Origin of the sequence: Staphylococcus nepalensis (genome assembly GCF_002442935.1) — a bacterium.
In the GTDB taxonomy this organism is placed as follows: domain Bacteria; phylum Bacillota; class Bacilli; order Staphylococcales; family Staphylococcaceae; genus Staphylococcus; species Staphylococcus nepalensis.
On the sequence record NZ_CP017466.1, the window covers coordinates 1,290,914 to 1,307,885 of the forward strand.

The 16,972-nt window shown below is 33.4% G+C and carries 12 protein-coding genes; 8 read left to right on the forward strand and 4 right to left on the reverse strand.

The genetic code is table 11. From position 1 onward, the window contains the following. The first annotated feature begins 7 nt into the window (after positions 1 to 7). From BJG89_RS06115 to ccpA, 3 genes are all read left to right on the forward strand, one after another. On the forward strand, positions 8 to 1,228 hold the full coding sequence (locus tag BJG89_RS06115) for a hypothetical protein (RefSeq protein WP_096809140.1): 1,221 nt from the start codon (positions 8 to 10) through the stop codon (positions 1,226 to 1,228). Between the two features lie 761 nt (positions 1,229 to 1,989). Beyond that, on the forward strand, positions 1,990 to 3,081 hold the full coding sequence (locus tag BJG89_RS06120) for a bifunctional 3-deoxy-7-phosphoheptulonate synthase/chorismate mutase (RefSeq protein ID WP_096809142.1): 1,092 nt from the start codon (positions 1,990 to 1,992) through the stop codon (positions 3,079 to 3,081). 305 nt (positions 3,082 to 3,386) lie between these two features. Further along, positions 3,387 to 4,376, forward strand: a complete 990-nt coding sequence (gene ccpA / locus BJG89_RS06125; protein ID WP_096809144.1) for a catabolite control protein A — start codon at positions 3,387 to 3,389, stop codon at positions 4,374 to 4,376. A 135-nt stretch (positions 4,377 to 4,511) separates the two neighbouring features. Here the strand turns inward: ccpA and BJG89_RS06130 are convergent, their stop codons facing one another. Then, positions 4,512 to 5,666: an acetoin utilization protein AcuC gene (locus BJG89_RS06130; protein WP_096809145.1), complete on the reverse strand. Its 1,155-nt coding sequence runs from the start codon at positions 5,664 to 5,666 to the stop codon at positions 4,512 to 4,514. A 17-nt stretch (positions 5,667 to 5,683) separates the two neighbouring features. After that, on the reverse strand, positions 5,684 to 6,316 hold the full coding sequence (locus BJG89_RS06135; RefSeq protein WP_096809147.1) for an N-acetyltransferase: 633 nt from the start codon (positions 6,314 to 6,316) through the stop codon (positions 5,684 to 5,686). 181 nt (positions 6,317 to 6,497) lie between these two features. On the opposite strand from BJG89_RS06135, the gene acsA reads away from it, so the two are divergent. Together acsA and BJG89_RS06145 are read left to right on the forward strand one after the other, a co-directional pair. After that, positions 6,498 to 8,207: an acetate--CoA ligase gene (acsA, locus tag BJG89_RS06140; RefSeq protein ID WP_096809149.1), complete on the forward strand. Its 1,710-nt coding sequence runs from the start codon at positions 6,498 to 6,500 to the stop codon at positions 8,205 to 8,207. Positions 8,208 to 8,517: 310 nt separating this feature from the next. Beyond that, entirely contained in the window at positions 8,518 to 10,185 is a 1,668-nt protein-coding gene (locus BJG89_RS06145; protein ID WP_096809150.1) for a formate--tetrahydrofolate ligase, read from the forward strand. Between the two features lie 145 nt (positions 10,186 to 10,330). Here BJG89_RS06145 and BJG89_RS06150 read toward each other — a convergent pair whose 3' ends face one another. After that, entirely contained in the window at positions 10,331 to 11,242 is a 912-nt protein-coding gene (locus tag BJG89_RS06150; protein WP_096809152.1) for a biosynthetic peptidoglycan transglycosylase, read from the reverse strand. Positions 11,243 to 11,637: 395 nt separating this feature from the next. Here BJG89_RS06150 and tyrS point away from each other — a divergent pair, with 395 nt between their 5' ends. Beyond that, on the forward strand, positions 11,638 to 12,900 hold the full coding sequence (tyrS, locus tag BJG89_RS06155; protein ID WP_096809155.1) for a tyrosine--tRNA ligase: 1,263 nt from the start codon (positions 11,638 to 11,640) through the stop codon (positions 12,898 to 12,900). Between the two features lie 274 nt (positions 12,901 to 13,174). On the opposite strand, the gene BJG89_RS06160 is transcribed toward tyrS, so the two are convergent. Next, a complete protein-coding gene (locus BJG89_RS06160; protein ID WP_096809157.1) occupies positions 13,175 to 14,461 on the reverse strand; it encodes a S1C family serine protease in 1,287 nt (428 codons plus the stop codon). A 166-nt stretch (positions 14,462 to 14,627) separates the two neighbouring features. Here BJG89_RS06160 and BJG89_RS06165 point away from each other — a divergent pair, with 166 nt between their 5' ends. Continuing rightward, complete coding sequence (locus BJG89_RS06165; RefSeq protein WP_096809159.1) at positions 14,628 to 15,251, forward strand: lysophospholipid acyltransferase family protein; 624 nt, start codon at positions 14,628 to 14,630, stop codon at positions 15,249 to 15,251. Between the two features lie 173 nt (positions 15,252 to 15,424). After that, the gene (gene nagE, locus BJG89_RS06170; RefSeq protein WP_096811206.1) at positions 15,425 to 16,927 is read left to right on the forward strand and encodes an N-acetylglucosamine-specific PTS transporter subunit IIBC; all 1,503 of its coding nucleotides are present in this window, start codon (positions 15,425 to 15,427) and stop codon (positions 16,925 to 16,927) included. Positions 16,928 to 16,972: the final 45 nt, after the last annotated feature.

The window sequence follows — 16,972 nt, forward strand, 5'->3', positions numbered from 1 at the left end:
TTCAATTATGAAGTACTATAACCGAGATGATTATGAAAGAAATTTAGAAAGTTATGAAGTAGAAGACTATTTTACTTCTGGGGCTAGAAACGTATTTGTCTATGGATTTATTGTAGGTGCAGTTATAGGTTCAACTGTTGGATTAATTTCTATTAGTAAATCACGTCAAAGTGATACATCTGTTCCAAAAGCTAATCAAAAATTTAAGTCAAACTTAGTTGAACAAACCGAAAATGAAAAAGCAGCAGCAGAACGTCAAGTTGCACAAATAAAGGATACAACAACTACACACAATGAATTAGATGCACAAAAAGTTGCAATTCAACAAGAAACTTCTGATCATAATTTAGCAGACACATCACCTCAAGCACAGGAGGAAATGAGTAAGCAGGAATCCATGAATGCAGCAGAGCAATTAAGCCACATCAATGAGCAAGCAGAACCAACTGAGCGTGAAATAGAAGCTCAAAAAGATGCGGTAAAAGAAGAAGCAGAAGATCATAATTTATCAGACGCTTCTACGATTTCATCATCTAAGAAAACATCGCGTAATAGTATCATATCACCTAACAATTTAGCAACTGTTGCTAAAGAGAAAAAGAAAATATTAAATAACAACACTCAAGTTTCAAAAAACACATCTGAATTAATAGCTGAAGAAGGCGTAAAATCTAATCCAAATCGTATAGTGCCTAATTTAGTTACTAAAAAAGAGACAAAAAAAGATGAAGATAACCATATCAAAGCAGCTGTTGCCGGCACTGTGACTGCATCCGGTTTAGCTATAGCAGCAAGTCAAAAACGTGATGCAATAGCTAAAAATCCAAAAGTAGCTAAAAATACAGCTGACCTTTTAAAACCTGAAACTTTAACATCGAAAGTAAATAATAATGTACCTAATTTAGTTACTAAAAAAATAGATAACGCAGTAGAATCTAGCAATAAAGTAGAAAATTCTGCAGACAAAGCTAAACAAACTACCAAAAATGCTAAGCCTCAAGCTGCAGAACAACGCGTTAAACAAACACACAATAGCGTATCTTTTAAAGATGGAATTATTGTTCACGATGAAGCTGAAAAAGGTATAAGTAATGAAGCTAAAATCGCTGATAACACTTCTGATTCTCAAACAGAAAATGAAACACCAACGTATTCTAAAAATAGATTACAAAGTAAGAAAACTGAAAAAGCTAAAAGTAAAATTGACAAACGAACGTTTAATGATTAAATGCTTTTATCGTTATGGAAAATATATAGAGCGGGATAACAAAACCTTTTAATAAATTGGTTTTTGTCCCGCTTTTTTCTATAATGGGCTGCTGATTATTAGCAAAATTAGAGGCTTTTAATATAAGTTATCATATTATTTTTTAGATAAACCATTAAGCTATATATCTAATATGGAGAGATTTGATGCTCCTATCGCATACCAAAGTAATAGGTGATAGTATTGTTATACTAAACAATGAGTCATGCAAGCCATGAAACCAAAGTTGTAAGATTTTGATTAGCTACTTTTTAAATTTATAAAATAATTACAATACAATTTAAATATATGTTATCTTCAAATCGCAATAAACCGGCAGTGCATGACTTTTTGATAAACTGCTGCGCATATTGAGATAAACTGGAAAATACTTATGCTATTGTTATATTTTAACTTTTGTAAATTGATAAGAATAAGAAAAGTGTCGTCAAAGTGGTATTTTGGTGTTACTGTTATTGATTTATTATAACAAATAGTGAAATATATCACTATTTAAGCTTGGAATTATTAATTTTAAGATAAATTTTTGTAATAGTGTAAAATACAACTAGTAAATAACAGAAAATTCAGTTATTATAAGACTTATTCACTTTTAAAGTGACTTTTTTGATAATCATACTTGAACTTATAAACAGTTATTGTTAGAATTACGTTTAATAAATATTTTATCGCTTTAAAGCAGAATAAAATATCGATTTAAAATTTTCATAGAGGTGACTAAAATGACAGACAAATTACAAGAATACAGAGACGAAATTGTTGGAATTAATGAACAGATATTAGACCTTTTATCTAAAAGAGGTAAGATTGCTCAAAAAATTGGTGAAGAAAAACGTAAGCAAGGTACAATGGTTTACGACCCTCAACGCGAAAAAGAAATGATTAATCAACTTTTAGATAAAAATGAAGGTCCATTTAATGATAATGTGATCAAACAATTATTCAAAGAAATTTTTAAAGCCTCTACTGACTTACAAAAATCAGAGAATGAAAAACATTTATATGTATCTAGAAAATTAAAACCTGAAGATACAATTGTTCAATTTGATAATGGCGGCATTATTGGAGATGGCAATAAATCATTTGTATTTGGTCCATGTTCAGTAGAATCTCAAGAACAAGTAGATACTGTTGCTGCCAATTTACAAGCCAAAGGTGAGAAATTCATTAGAGGCGGTGCATTTAAACCACGCACATCACCTTATGATTTCCAAGGACTAGGTGAAGAAGGACTTAAAATACTTAAAAATACAAAAGATAAATATAATCTAAATGTAATAAGTGAAATTGTTAATCCTGCAGATTTTGAAGTTGCAGATCAATACTTAGATGTGTTCCAAATCGGAGCCCGTAACATGCAAAACTTTGAATTATTAAAAGAAGCTGGACGCTCTAAAAAACCAGTTCTTTTAAAACGTGGTTTAGCTGCTACGATTGAAGAATTTATTTTCGCAGCTGAATATATTGCTTCTCAAGGTAATGAAAATATCATTTTATGTGAGCGTGGTATCCGTACATATGAAAAAGCTACTAGAAATACATTAGATATTTCTGCTGTACCTGTTTTAAAACAAGGCACACACTTACCAGTATTAGTAGATGTAACGCATAGTACAGGGCGCAAAGATATTATGCTACCAACAGCAAAAGCAGGTTTAGCAGTAGGTGCAGATGGTATTATGGCAGAAGTTCATCCAGATCCTTCGGTAGCACTTAGTGATAGTGGTCAACAAATGGATTTAAATGAATTTGAAAACTTCTATAACGAAATTAAGCCGTTAGCTGATATGTATAATAATAAACAATTAAAATAAAATCGCTGAATAGCTCCTATTTGTTCTCTATTTCTGTAGCGGACAGGTAGGAGTTTTTAATGTTGAATATAAACAGTATAAAAGAGCACGTTAATAATAGGAATTAATCAGGAAATTTATGGAGTTTTAAAATATTAACAAAAAATAGCTTTTTTCTATTAATATAAAATAAAGTATCATGAAAATGACATAATTATGACATTCAAAACAAAATGATTTTACATTTACGAAAAATATGGTAAACTTTGAAAATGTTATGAAAACAGATTATAATAATAAAGAAATCGCTTTCAAGGAGGATGTTTATGACTGTTACAATATATGATGTAGCTAGAGAAGCTAGAGTATCTATGGCTACTGTTTCACGTGTCGTAAATGGTAACCAAAATGTAAAACCAGAAACACGAGATAAAGTAAATGAAGTTATTAAAAAATTAAATTACCGACCAAACGCAGTAGCAAGAGGTTTGGCAAGTAAACGTACAACAACGGTTGGCGTAATTATTCCAGATATTTCAAATGTATACTATTCCCAACTCGCACGTGGTTTAGAAGACATTGCTACAATGTATAAGTACCACTCTATTATTTCAAATTCGGATAATGACCCAAATAAAGAGAAAGAAATATTCAATAATCTATTAAGTAAACAAGTAGATGGTATTATTTTCTTAGGTGGTACAATTTCTGAAGAAATTAAGGAATTGATTAATAAATCATCTGTGCCAGTAGTTGTATCAGGAACTAATGGGAAAGATGAAGGTATTTCATCTGTTAATATTGATTTTCAAACTGCAGCAAAAGAAATTACAGAGCACTTAATTGAAAAAGGTGCAAAACGTTTTGCGTTCGTGGGTGGAGATTATTCTAAAAAAGCACAAGAAGATGTATTAGAAGGTCTAAAAGATGTATTATCAGCTAATCAACTTACATTAGATGATCAATTGATTTTTAATGGAAATGAAACTTATAAAGATGGATTGCGTGCATTTGAGGCATTAAAATCTGGGAAACCGGATGCAATATTGTCAATTAGTGATGAACAAGCTATTGGTTTAGTGCATGCAGCACAAGATGAGGGCGTAACAGTTCCTGAAGACTTACAAATTGTTAGTTTTAATAATACACGCTTAGTAGAAATGGTTAGACCACAATTATCAAGTGTGATTCAACCATTATATGATATAGGCGCAGTTGGTATGAGATTATTAACTAAATATATGAACGAAGAAGAGATTGAAGAACCTAATGTAATTTTACCTCATAGAATTGAATATAGAGGGACAACTAAATAATTTAAATAAACGAGGCTATGACGTGTTAATGTCATAGCCTCGTTTAGCTTATATATGGTAGATGAATGGCATAATGATACAGGTATAGCAAATTTCTGTTTCCTTTTTATGTAGCATCTAATAAACTGTTAGAATTTATTTGAACCAGCTTAATACTTGTGTTGCGTGTTTCATATTTATAGCGCTTATTTCTTGTCGGCGAGGGATAATTTGGTAATCTAACTTTTCATCCTCCCAAGTATTTGGTAAATCACAAGTCGCGTATGGCGACCATTTTGACAACCATTTTTCTGGTAATTGACCATTTTGTTGATCTTCACCAATTAAAGCAAGAAAGACATGTGTCCAAGCACGAGGCACGACTTTCCATATATTATAGCCTCCGCCACCAAACATGATGACCTTACCATCAGTGTATTTATCGGCCAATTGCTTAATTTTATAAGGTATCTCATAAAGTGCATCTAACGTACAGTTCATATGTGTGAGCGGATCTAAATAATGAATATCGACACCATGCACACTGACAATGATATCTGGTTTAAATGATGCAACCACAGGTTCCAGTGTTTGATTCAATACTTCAAGATATGAATCATCCTCAGTATAAGGTTCAAGCGGAATATTAACTGTATAGCCAAAGCCTTGCTCATTACCACGCTCTGTATAATGACCTGATCCAGGAAATAAAAATTTACCAGTTTCATGGATAGAATAAATGAGCGCTTGATCGTTCGTATAAAAACTCCATTGTGTTCCATCGCCATGATGCGCATCTGTATCCACACAAAGGACTCGTAAACAGTATTTCTTAATAAGATAGGCGATTGTAATTGCAACATCATTATAAATACAAAAACCATTTGCGCGACCAGGTAAACTATGATGTAAGCCTCCGCCTAGATGACAACCATTGGTTATAGAACCATCCATGATTTTATCCACTAAATTTAATGCGCCGCCTACAATGCGTGCACTGTGTTTATGCATCATTCTAAACTGCAAAGTGTCCCTGCCATCTAAACCATATTTTTTAGCTTCAGAGTCATTTAAAATGCCATGAGAAGCACGTCTAATAGCTTGTATATAATCAAAACTATGAATTAAGCTGAGTTCATTATCTGTAGCTATGCGTGGTTGAATGATATGCTCTGGCTTTAAGTAACCTAAATCTTTTAATAATTCTGTTGTTAATTTTAATCTCATTTGATTAAATGGATGTTGATTACTAAATCGGTATTGTAATATTTCATTTGAATAAACATAACCAGTTTGTTGGGTATTGTTCATTTATTTTTTACTCCCCTTTAAAAGAAAAAGCGATTCATATATCGAATATCATCGAACGCTTGTAACTGCTCAATAGTAATGCGTGAGCCTATTTTTGCCATTAAACAATTGGCAGGATGGCTTGTGATTTCAGGATCATCTGTCGCAAAGATTTCTAGGCCCCCATAACCCATTAATTTTTGCATTAATTTTTTATATTCAAAAACATCAAGACCAGAATTTTTAAAATCCCAGTGCCAATAATATTCAGTAGTTAAAACAATGTAATCTTCATATTCATCTGCTGCTAAACTAATTTTAATTAGTTCGCTACCTAGATGTAAATGTCTATAGGGTAAACTGATTTCAATCGCACCTAATTCAATTAAATATGCAAGATTCCCACTAGACCATCGCTCTAATGGGTCTGGGTAATGATAAGTGACATAACCGACGATATGTTGATTATTTCGAAGTATAAAAATTCGTCCTTCTGCTAGCTCACTAATTTCTTTAACCGCTTCAAATTGATCTTCAGGTTGACGAAATGCAGTAAGTCCGTCATCAAATGTCATTGAGTCGAGGTGAATCCTTGACACTGGACCTTCAATAATAAATGTGCCTTTATCTAAATGAAAAGTCTGAGATTGATACGTTTTTATATGTTCCATTTTTTCACTCCAAACTACCGCAAATGAATATAGTATGCAATCTTTAATAATTATATTATAAGGGATATGAGCGTAAATTAACACGATATTGTACCCGTTTACACCGATTATTTTGAAAATTGCGATTTTATTAGTTATAATATTTTTTAAGCAAGCGATTTCATTAAGAGGGGGATTTACAATGAAAGTAGAAGTATATAAAGGGGAAGAAGGAAATTTCAACCTTCATAACTATGAAAAGCAATACAACAATTTCGATTGGAAAGAAGTTGAAAAAGCATTTTCATGGTATGACACAGGCAAAATAAATATGGCACATGAATGTATTGATCGCCATGTGGATGAAGGTAAAGGAGAAAAAGTAGCTTTACATTATAAAGATGATAAGCGACAAGAAAGTTTTACTTTCAATGAAATGAAATCAAAATCAAATAAAGCAGCAAATGTTTTAAAAGATAAAGGCAATGTTGAAAAAGGTGATCGTGTATTTATTTTTATGCCCAGAACACCTGAACTATATTTTGCATTATTTGGTATTTTGAAAATAGGTGCTATTGTCGGACCATTATTTGAAGCGTTTATGGAAAAAGCGGTTGGTGATCGTTTAGAAAATAGTGAGGCAAGCGTAATCGTCACTACAAATAATTTATTGCCAAGAATACCCAAAGACAAATTACCAAATTTAGAAAAAATTGTTGTTGTTGACGATGTTGTTGAGAGTGAATACGTAGACTTTAATAAAGAACTTGAAAAAGCGAGTGACCAATTTGATACAGAATGGCTAAATTTAGATGATGGACTCATCCTACATTATACTTCAGGATCAACTGGACAACCAAAAGGTGTATTACATGCACAAAGAGCTATGTTAGTTCACTATATTTCTGGTAAATATGTCCTTGATTTTAAAGATGATGATGTTTATTGGTGTACTGCAGATCCAGGTTGGGTAACTGGTACATCTTATGGCATATTCAGTCCTTGGTTGAATGGTATTACGAATTGCATCGCTGGAGGCAGATTCTCTCCAGAAGCTTGGTATGGTATGATAGAAGAATTTAAAGTGACAATATGGTATACAGCTCCAACAGCGTTAAGAATGTTAATGAGCGCCGGGGATGATATTGTTGAAAAATTTGATTTATCATCTTTAAAAAGTATTTTATCGGTTGGAGAACCGTTAAACCCAGAGGTGATTAAATGGGCAAAAGGCGTATTCGGTCTACGTGTTCTCGATACGTGGTGGATGACTGAAACAGGCGGGCATATGATTGTGAATTATCCGTCCATGGATGTGAAATTGGGCTCAATGGGCAAACCATTGCCTGGTGTTGAAGCGTCAATTATTGATGATCAGGGAAATGAATTACCAGCTAACCGTATGGGAAATCTTGCCATCAAGAAAGGTTGGCCATCTATGATGATTTCAATTTGGAATAACCCTGAAAAATACGACTCTTACTTTATAGGCGATTGGTATGTATCAGGGGATTCTGCTTATAAAGATGAAGATGGGTATTACTGGTTTCAAGGACGCGTTGACGATGTAATTATGACAGCGGGAGAACGTGTCGGCCCATTTGAAGTCGAATCTAAGTTAGTCGAACATGATGCAGTGGCTGAAGCAGGCGTGATAGGTAAACCTGATCCAGTTCGAGGAGAAATTATCAAAGCGTTTGTAGCTTTACGACCTGAATTTGAAGCAAGTGATGAATTGAAAGAGGAAATTCGTAAGTTCGTTAAGGAAGGTTTAGCAGCACATGCTGCGCCTCGTGAAATCGAGTTTAAAGACAAATTACCAAAAACACGTTCCGGTAAAATCATGCGTCGCGTGTTAAAAGCGTGGGAACTTGATTTACCAGAAGGCGACTTAAGTACAATGGAAGATTAATTATAGAAAAAACATAAAATAATTGTTTCAAATTTACTATTAACTTTAAAATGTGCTTTATTGATGAATTTTAAAATCTGCTTTTAAAATTTAGAAATGAAGCACGTTTTTATTGTAATAATACATTTAAAATGTTTTATTATCCACTGTTGTAACAAAAGTAGCTTATAATTTTGAAAGCGCTATCTCTATTAATCGACAATACAACTTTATTTAGTTAATATGAATATGTAAGGAATTTTGAATCACAGCATGAAATTTTACTTTTTTCATATGTGGTTAAAATTTATAAAAGAAGGGGCGAATACATTTGGCACATTTATCAGACTTAGATATTGCTAATCAATCAACACTACAACCAATTGGGGATATTGCTGAAAAAGTAGGTATTCCTACCAATGCTTTAGAACCATACGGACATTACAAAGCTAAGATTGATATCAACCAAGTTAAACAAAAAGATGATAAAGGGAAAGTAGTGTTAGTAACTGCTATGAGTCCAACACCTGCAGGTGAAGGTAAATCAACAGTTACAGTTGGTTTATCTGACGCTTTTAATCAATTAAAGAAAAATGTAATGGTTGCTTTGCGTGAACCTGCGTTAGGGCCTACATTTGGTATTAAAGGCGGCGCAACTGGTGGCGGTTATGCTCAAGTGCTGCCAATGGAAGATATTAATTTACACTTTAACGGTGACTTCCATGCTATTACAACAGCAAACAACGCGTTATCAGCATTTATTGACAACCATATTCATCAAGGAAATGAATTAGGTATTGATCAAAGACGTATTGAATGGAAACGCGTCTTAGACATGAATGACCGCGCTTTAAGAAATGTCATCGTAGGATTAGGTGGGCCAACACAAGGTGTGCCCCGTGAAGATGGGTTCAACATTACAGTAGCTTCTGAAATTATGGCTATTTTATGCTTAGCTAACGATATTAATGACTTAAAAGCTAAAATCAGTAATATTACAATTGGTTATACAAGAGATCGTAAGCCAGTTACAGTAGCAGATTTAAAAGTTGAAGGCGCTTTAGCAATGATACTAAAAGATGCAATTAAACCTAATTTAGTCCAAACAATCGAAGGTACACCAGCATTAGTACATGGTGGGCCGTTTGCAAATATTGCGCATGGCTGTAACTCAATTCTTGCAACACAAACAGCAAGAGAATTGGCTGATATCGTCGTAACAGAAGCTGGTTTTGGATCAGACTTAGGTGCTGAAAAATTCATCAATATTAAAGCACGTGAAGCAGGATTCGAACCCTCGGCAGTTGTGGTTGTTGCTACTATCCGTGCGCTTAAAATGCATGGCGGCGTTGCAAAAGACAATCTTAAAGAAGAAAACGTGGATGCATTGAAAAAAGGTATCGTAAACTTAGAACGCCACGTAAACAATGTAAAAAAATACGGTTTAGAACCGGTTGTTGCATTGAACGCATTTGTTCACGACACAGATGAAGAAACGAAGTTTGTACAAGAATGGGCGAAAGAAAATGGCGTCCGTCTTGCTTTAACTGAGGTTTGGGAAAAAGGTGGCCAAGGCGGTCTCGATTTAGCTAATGAAGTATTAGAAGTGATTAACCAACCACAAAATTTCAAACATTTATATGAACTAGACCAACCACTTGAAGATAAAATTGAAACGATTGTAAAAGAAATTTATGGTGGCAGCAAAGTAACGTTTAGCAGTAAAGCACAAAAACAATTAAAACAATTTAAAGAAAATGGTTGGGATAATTATCCTGTATGTATGGCTAAAACACAATATTCATTCTCTGACGATGCATCATTATTAGGTGCACCAGAAGGATTTGAAATTACAATTCGCGAGCTAGAAGCTAAAACAGGTGCAGGATTTATCGTAGCACTAACTGGTGCGATTATGACAATGCCTGGATTGCCTAAGAAACCAGCTGCATTAAATATGGACGTTACTGATGATGGTCACGCAGTAGGTCTATTCTAATTTAGTGATTATAACATAAAACAACCGAGGCACAGTGGCGCCTCGGTTGTTTTATGTTGTAGATATTTATAGTCTTATTTCTAGTTATCGAAATCTTGTCAAGCTAACAAAATCATATTGAAAATATGATTGCTTTGTTGTTTTTTTACTTTGTCATTAATCGAGATTTAATATCGTAACGTTCCGCACGAACATAATCATATTGTGTAATTTTGTTTTCTACTAGCATGCGTTTTAATACGTAATGTTGTCTATTTAAGCCGATTTGAATTTGATGATTAGGTTTAAGTGATCCATCTTCATTATAAGGCGTGTAGTAGTAAGGACTTTGCAGTAGACCAATGATATACGCAGATTCAGCAATATTTAGATCTTCTGCTGGTTTGCCGAATAAACTGAAAGAAGCTGATCCTATACCTGAAATGTTTAACCCATTATAATCACGACCAAATGGAACAATATTCAAATATGTGTACAATATCTCATCTTTAGTTAAAATTTTTTCAGCACGCATGGAAAGTACAAGCTCATTTGCTTTACGATTATAAGTTTTTTGATTTGTAAGTATTTGATTTTTAATAAGTTGCTGTGTGATTGTACTGCCACCTGTAGCATCGCTAGAATTGAATATATCTTGTCCTATAGCTCGTAAAACAGCTTTTGGTAAAATGCCATTATGTCGAAAAAATAAACTGTCTTCTGAGGCTGTTAAAGCTTTGATCACATTGTTGTTAACATGTTTTGGGCCAACGATGAGCGAATTCATAGAATTATTATACTCTACGAGTAGGTTATCGCTGTTATAATTGATTGCTTCATTTCCAGAAATAACTAATAGCTTGGACTTTAATTCAGCATCTGACATATGGGTAGCTTCTTTGGTTAAACTTTGAAAGTAAAATACAGATATGGCAAGTAAAATAAGCAAAGTGCAACCAAATATGGAAAATAAACCTACGAAAAAATGTTTGAGTTTTTTATAAATAAATTCAAATTGATTTAGTTTTATATGTTGTTTATTTTCTTCAATGTGGCTCTCATATGCATGATTTTTCATCGTGGACCTCCTTATTTAAACAATATTATATCATAATATATAGAGTTGACTTTTAAATTAGAGTTAATTATAATAAATACAATTCGATATCGTTTTTGGATAGAGGAGAAGTAATATAATGTATCATCTACAGAGAGTTAGTGGTTGCTGTGAACTAGCGTTGGTCCTTATATGAATACACCTTTTGATAAGTAATTATCCAAACGTTTTAGTTAATGAACGTATCATTAATAGAGTTGTTTGACTTAAAGTATGGTGGTACCGTGCGTTTGCGCCCTTACAAAAAATGTAAGGGCGCTTTTTTGTGTTCTCTAAAATTACGTGGTTAAAATTTTAAGTGATGCAAATGAATTCTATTCAAAACTTTATCATAATTAAATTAGGAGGCGAATGCAATGACAAATACGTTAATTGAAGATTTAAAATGGAGAGGTTTGATTTATCAACAAACGGATGAAACGGGTATTGAAAACTTACTAAATAAAGAGCAGGTCACACTGTATTGTGGGGCTGATCCAACAGCAGACAGTTTACACATTGGCCATTTATTGCCGTTCTTGACTTTACGTCGTTTTCAAGAGCATGGTCATCGTCCGCTCGTATTAATTGGTGGCGGAACAGGAATGATTGGTGATCCTTCAGGTAAATCAGAAGAAAGAAAATTACAAACAGAAGATCAAGTTGAATTAAATGTGCAAGGCATAAGTGAACAAATGCATAAAATTTTTGAATTTGGTACAGATAAAGGTGCAAAATTAGTTAATAACAAAGATTGGCTTAGCCAAATATCATTAATAGATTTTTTAAGAGATTATGGTAAACACGTGGGTGTCAACTATATGTTAGGTAAAGATTCTATCCAAACGCGTCTAGAACATGGTATTTCATTTACTGAATTTACTTACACTATCTTACAAGCGATTGATTTCGGGCATCTTAATAAAACGTATAATTGTAGGATTCAAGTAGGTGGTTCAGACCAATGGGGTAACATCACAAGTGGTATAGAATTGATGCGTCGTATGTATGGAGAAACTGAAGCGTTTGGACTTACAATTCCATTAGTAGTTAAATCTGATGGTAAGAAATTTGGTAAAACTGAAGGTGGCGCAATATGGTTAGATGCCGATAAGACAAGCCCTTACGAATTTTATCAATTTTGGATTAATACTACAGATGCAGATGTTATTAAATTCTTAAAATACTTTACGTTTTTAAGTAAAGAAGCTATAGATACACTAGAAACTTCATTGAATGAGGCACCTCATTTACGTGAAGCTCAAAAAGCATTAGCTGAAAATGTTACTAGATTCATTCATGGCCAAGCTGCATTAGATGATGCCATCAGGATTTCTCAAGCTTTATTCTCAGGTGATTTGAAATCACTTTCAGCTAGAGAATTAAAAGAAGGCTTTAAAGATGTGCCTCAAGTCGAATTAGATCATCAAACGACGAACATCGTGGAAGCAATTGTGGAAACAGGCATTGCTTCTTCTAAAAGACAAGCACGTGAAGATGTAAATAATGGTGCTATTTATATTAACGGAGAAAGACAACAAGATTTAAATTTTGAATTGTCAAATGAAGATAAAATCGAGAATGAATTTACTATTGTACGTAGAGGCAAGAAAAAATACTTTATGGTTAGTTATAAATAAGTGTGAAAGTTGAACATACCATCGTTTATAAAAAGTAACACGTTCAGCAATACAAAAATACGTTGTGCTGTTTCTAATAATAGTTACTAAGCGTAGAAGTCGTCTATATCAGTATATATTGGTTTCAGAAGTTTGATATATAGGTGTAATAAAAATATTGAAATATGGCTTTATGCTTAGGGCGTATTTTATTATCTGAACACAGTTATAAAATACAATAAAGGCACCAAATCATATTTATGATTTGGTGCCTTTAAGTATTTATAACACTCATTTAATTAAAAGGAACGGCTTGTTCTTTTGATGAATCAGAAGTTTTTGATTTTTGTTCTTTTAATGTTACATCAACAGTTTGTGTTTCACCTTTTCTTTCTACAGTTAATTTAACTGTATCTCCAGGTTTTTTATGTTCATATAGATAAGAGCGTAAATCTGTATCCTCTTTTACTTCTTCATCATCAATTTTAGTGATAATATCTCCTTCTTTTAGATCATTATCAGCGTATACTTTTGCTACATAAATACCATCTTTTCTATCAGTATTTAATTGCTTTTTATACTCATCAGGAATTTCGCTTAAATTAAGTAAACCGATACCGATTGAAGGGCGATCAATTTTGCCATTCTTAACTAATTCTTTAATAGTCACTTTGACTTCATTACTTGGAATAGCAAACCCAATGCCTTCGACTTGTTCGTTCGCTATTTTCATTGAATTAATACCAACTAAATTACCATTTAAATCAACCAATGCCCCGCCTGAGTTACCAGGGTTAATTGCTGCATCTGTTTGTAGTACGTTTACCTTATTAGCACCAGCTGAAGTTTGTGTGTCGATTGTTCGTTCGCTAGCTGAAATAATACCAGACGTCACAGAGTTTGCAAATTCTAAGCCAAGCGGGTTGCCCATAGCGAATACGCTGTCACCAGTTTTTACCTTGGAAGAATTAGCAAATTCTACCGCTTTTGTACCTTTCGTTTCATTTATTTTCAATACTGCAATATCCGTAAGTGCATCTTTGCCAATTAGTTTAGCATCGACTTGCTTAGAATTATGTAATTGAACTTTAATTTCACTTGCACCATCAATGACATGGTTATTTGTAACGATATAAGCTGAGCCGTTATTTTTTTGATAAATTACACCAGATCCAACGCCAGCTTCTTCTGATTTACCTGTTTTACCTTTAAGCAAATCGTCTAAATTTTGAGCTTTTTGCATATTAATTACACCTACAATGGCGGGGGATACATCAGTAATCATTTGATTTACCGAATCGTATTTCTCGCTTTTTCCATCTAAGGAATTACCAGCGCTACTACTATCACTTGTTTCCTTTACTGATGACCCATTATCGTCTAATACTGTACTTTCCATAAATTTCCCCACACCTAAGACAATCAGTGCACCAAGAATACCTGCTACAAGTGCGACGAGTACAGTTTTAAACCATGGGAATTTGGGTTTTGATCGTTTACTATAGTTGGGTTGTGTGTATTTTGATATTTCTTCATCAGGTTGTTTTTTATTTAAATTCTGATCATTATTAAATTCTGACATATTATACCTCCGATTCATTCTTTATAACCTATTATGAAAGGTTTACTCAACTTTTTCTAGTATATCATTATACTACTTTAGACTGAAATATAAATTACCTTGTCCATTGATGTTCTAAATGATAGAATCAATAGGGTAATATAAGGCTAAATAAGTAGGTGAAAAAATGTATAGATTTGTTAGCGGTTTATTAAATTTTATTTTACGCAAAATATGTAAATCATTAGAAGTGCAAGGAAAAGAGCATATCCCACAATTACATCGTTATGTCGTAACTTGTACACATGAAAGTTATAATGAAGTTATTATGCTTGGCATGGCTATTTATCCAAATCAAATCCATTATATGGCTAAAAAAGAACTTTTCTATAATAAATGGTTTGGTAGATTTTTGAGTTCGCTTAATGCATTTCCAGTAGATAGAGATAATCCTGGACCAAGTACATTAAAAAAACCAATTAAATTATTAAAAGAAAATAAAACAGTTGGAATTTTTCCGACAGGGCATCGTATGAAATACGATGAAGGCGCGCCAATGAAACGCGGTGCAGTAACGATAGCGTTAATGGCACAAGCACCTATTTTACCAGCAGCATATGTAGGGCCTAAAGAAATCAAAGGATTAGTTACTGGTAAATCAATTATAAGATTTGGTGAACCAATTGAAACAAAAAATTTACCAAAAGACATGAAACGTAATGAAAAATTAGAATATTTAACTAAAGAATTAGAAAAAAGAACAATACAATTACAAGATGATTTAAATGAGTATGTAACACATAATAAGTAAATTTTACTCATTTTTTTAACTATTGAATCATAATATATATACGAAATTAATATAACTTGTGTTATTATGAAAATGTACAATAACAACAAGTATAACGCTTTCATTTCACCACGTGGACAAATTGTACATGTGGTGATTTTTTGGGTGAATTTATTGTGAAATGGGGAATAATTATGTATAGTTTCTTTCAACGTTTGGGAAGATCTCTTATGCTGCCTGTTGCCGTATTACCAGCAGCCGCAATTATTGTAGGTATAGGGAATGCCTTAACTGCAATTGGTATATGGCCGACTGTAGCTGCTTTTTTCTCGACGGCAGGGTCTACGATTCTTGAACAATTAGGTATTTTATTTGCAATCGGTGTAGCATTAGGGATGGCTAAGAAAAATGATGGGGCTGTGGCACTTGCAGCGGCGGTTGGTTTCTTCTTGACCACAGTCGTACTTAGTCCTGAAAAATTAGCACCATTATTAGGTGTGAAACAGTCATCTTTGAATGACGCATTTGAACAAATGAACAATCAAAACGTGTTAATTGGTCTAGTTATTGGTTTAGTCGCAGCTTATACTTATAATAAATTTAGTAAGACAGAGTTGCCGGCAGCATTGTCATTCTTTAGTGGTAAACGGTTAGTACCAATCATGACCGCATTTTTTAGTATTTTTATAGCGGTTATTATGTTATTTGTTTGGCCCGTTGTATACTCAGCAATCGTTACGTTTGGGACATGGATACTGGATTTAGGTCCAGGTGGCGCATTTTTATATGGTTTTTTCAACCGTTTATTAATTCCAACAGGATTACACCACGCATTAAATGCAGTATTCTGGTTTGATTTAGCAGGCATTAATGATATTGCAAAATTCCAAACGGGTGATGGCGCAATAAAAGGTATAACAGGTCGATATATGGCTGGTTTCTTCCCAGTAATGATGTTTGGGGTTCCAGCAGCAGCGCTAGCAATGTATCATACTGCAGAAACGAAACAGAAGAAACGTGTATATGGTTTAATGTTTGCTGGTGCACTTTCAGCATTTATCGTGGGTGTTACTGAACCAATTGAATTTTCATTTATGTTTGTAGCACCTATACTATTTGTTATTCATGCATTATTAACAGGATTGTCATTATTTATTGCCGCTTTGTTCCATTGGACAGCAGGATTTTCATTTAGTGCGGGATTAATTGATTTCATATTGTCTCTAATTAATCCAGTTGCAAACCATCCGATGATGTTAATAGTACAAGGTATCGTATTCTTTATCATTTACTATGTTGTATTTAGGTTAGCAATAAAATGGTTGAAACTGAGTACACCTGGCCGTGGAGATAACTTGTTACCTGATCCTACATCTGATGAAGCAACAACTGGTGATACAGCTCAAGATGGAGATGGTACAGAAAGTACACCATCAACAAGCAAATATGCGCAAACAGCCAGCCAAATCTTAGAAGGCTTAGGCGGTAAAGAAAATATTACTTCTTTAACAAACTGTGCTACACGTTTACGTATGGAACTTAATGATAACAGCGTGATTGATGAAACTAAGATTAAGGGTGCAGGCGCAGTAGGCGTTACAAAAAGTGGTAAACATAATACGCAAGTTATTATTGGCACACACGTACAACAGGTTGCTGATGAAATAGAAACTCAAATGGAAAATAACAACTCGTAAGTATATTTTAATGTAGTATAAAATAATGTTTTAAGAACGTAATAT

What these genes read in the sequence shown, in the direction of transcription:
- BJG89_RS06115 (WP_096809140.1), top strand. Translation starts at nt 8, where the DNA reads ATGAAGTACTATAACCGAGATGATTATGAAAGAAATTTAGAAAGTTAT.
- BJG89_RS06120 (WP_096809142.1), top strand. Translation starts at nt 1,990, where the DNA reads ATGACAGACAAATTACAAGAATACAGAGACGAAATTGTTGGAATTAAT.
- ccpA (WP_096809144.1), top strand. Translation starts at nt 3,387, where the DNA reads ATGACTGTTACAATATATGATGTAGCTAGAGAAGCTAGAGTATCTATG.
- BJG89_RS06130 (WP_096809145.1), bottom strand. Translation starts at nt 5,666, where the DNA reads ATGAACAATACCCAACAAACTGGTTATGTTTATTCAAATGAAATATTA.
- BJG89_RS06135 (WP_096809147.1), bottom strand. Translation starts at nt 6,316, where the DNA reads ATGGAACATATAAAAACGTATCAATCTCAGACTTTTCATTTAGATAAA.
- acsA (WP_096809149.1), top strand. Translation starts at nt 6,498, where the DNA reads ATGAAAGTAGAAGTATATAAAGGGGAAGAAGGAAATTTCAACCTTCAT.
- BJG89_RS06150 (WP_096809152.1), bottom strand. Translation starts at nt 11,242, where the DNA reads ATGAAAAATCATGCATATGAGAGCCACATTGAAGAAAATAAACAACAT.
- tyrS (WP_096809155.1), top strand. Translation starts at nt 11,638, where the DNA reads ATGACAAATACGTTAATTGAAGATTTAAAATGGAGAGGTTTGATTTAT.
- BJG89_RS06160 (WP_096809157.1), bottom strand. Translation starts at nt 14,461, where the DNA reads ATGTCAGAATTTAATAATGATCAGAATTTAAATAAAAAACAACCTGAT.
- BJG89_RS06165 (WP_096809159.1), top strand. Translation starts at nt 14,628, where the DNA reads ATGTATAGATTTGTTAGCGGTTTATTAAATTTTATTTTACGCAAAATA.
- nagE (WP_096811206.1), top strand. Translation starts at nt 15,425, where the DNA reads ATGTATAGTTTCTTTCAACGTTTGGGAAGATCTCTTATGCTGCCTGTT.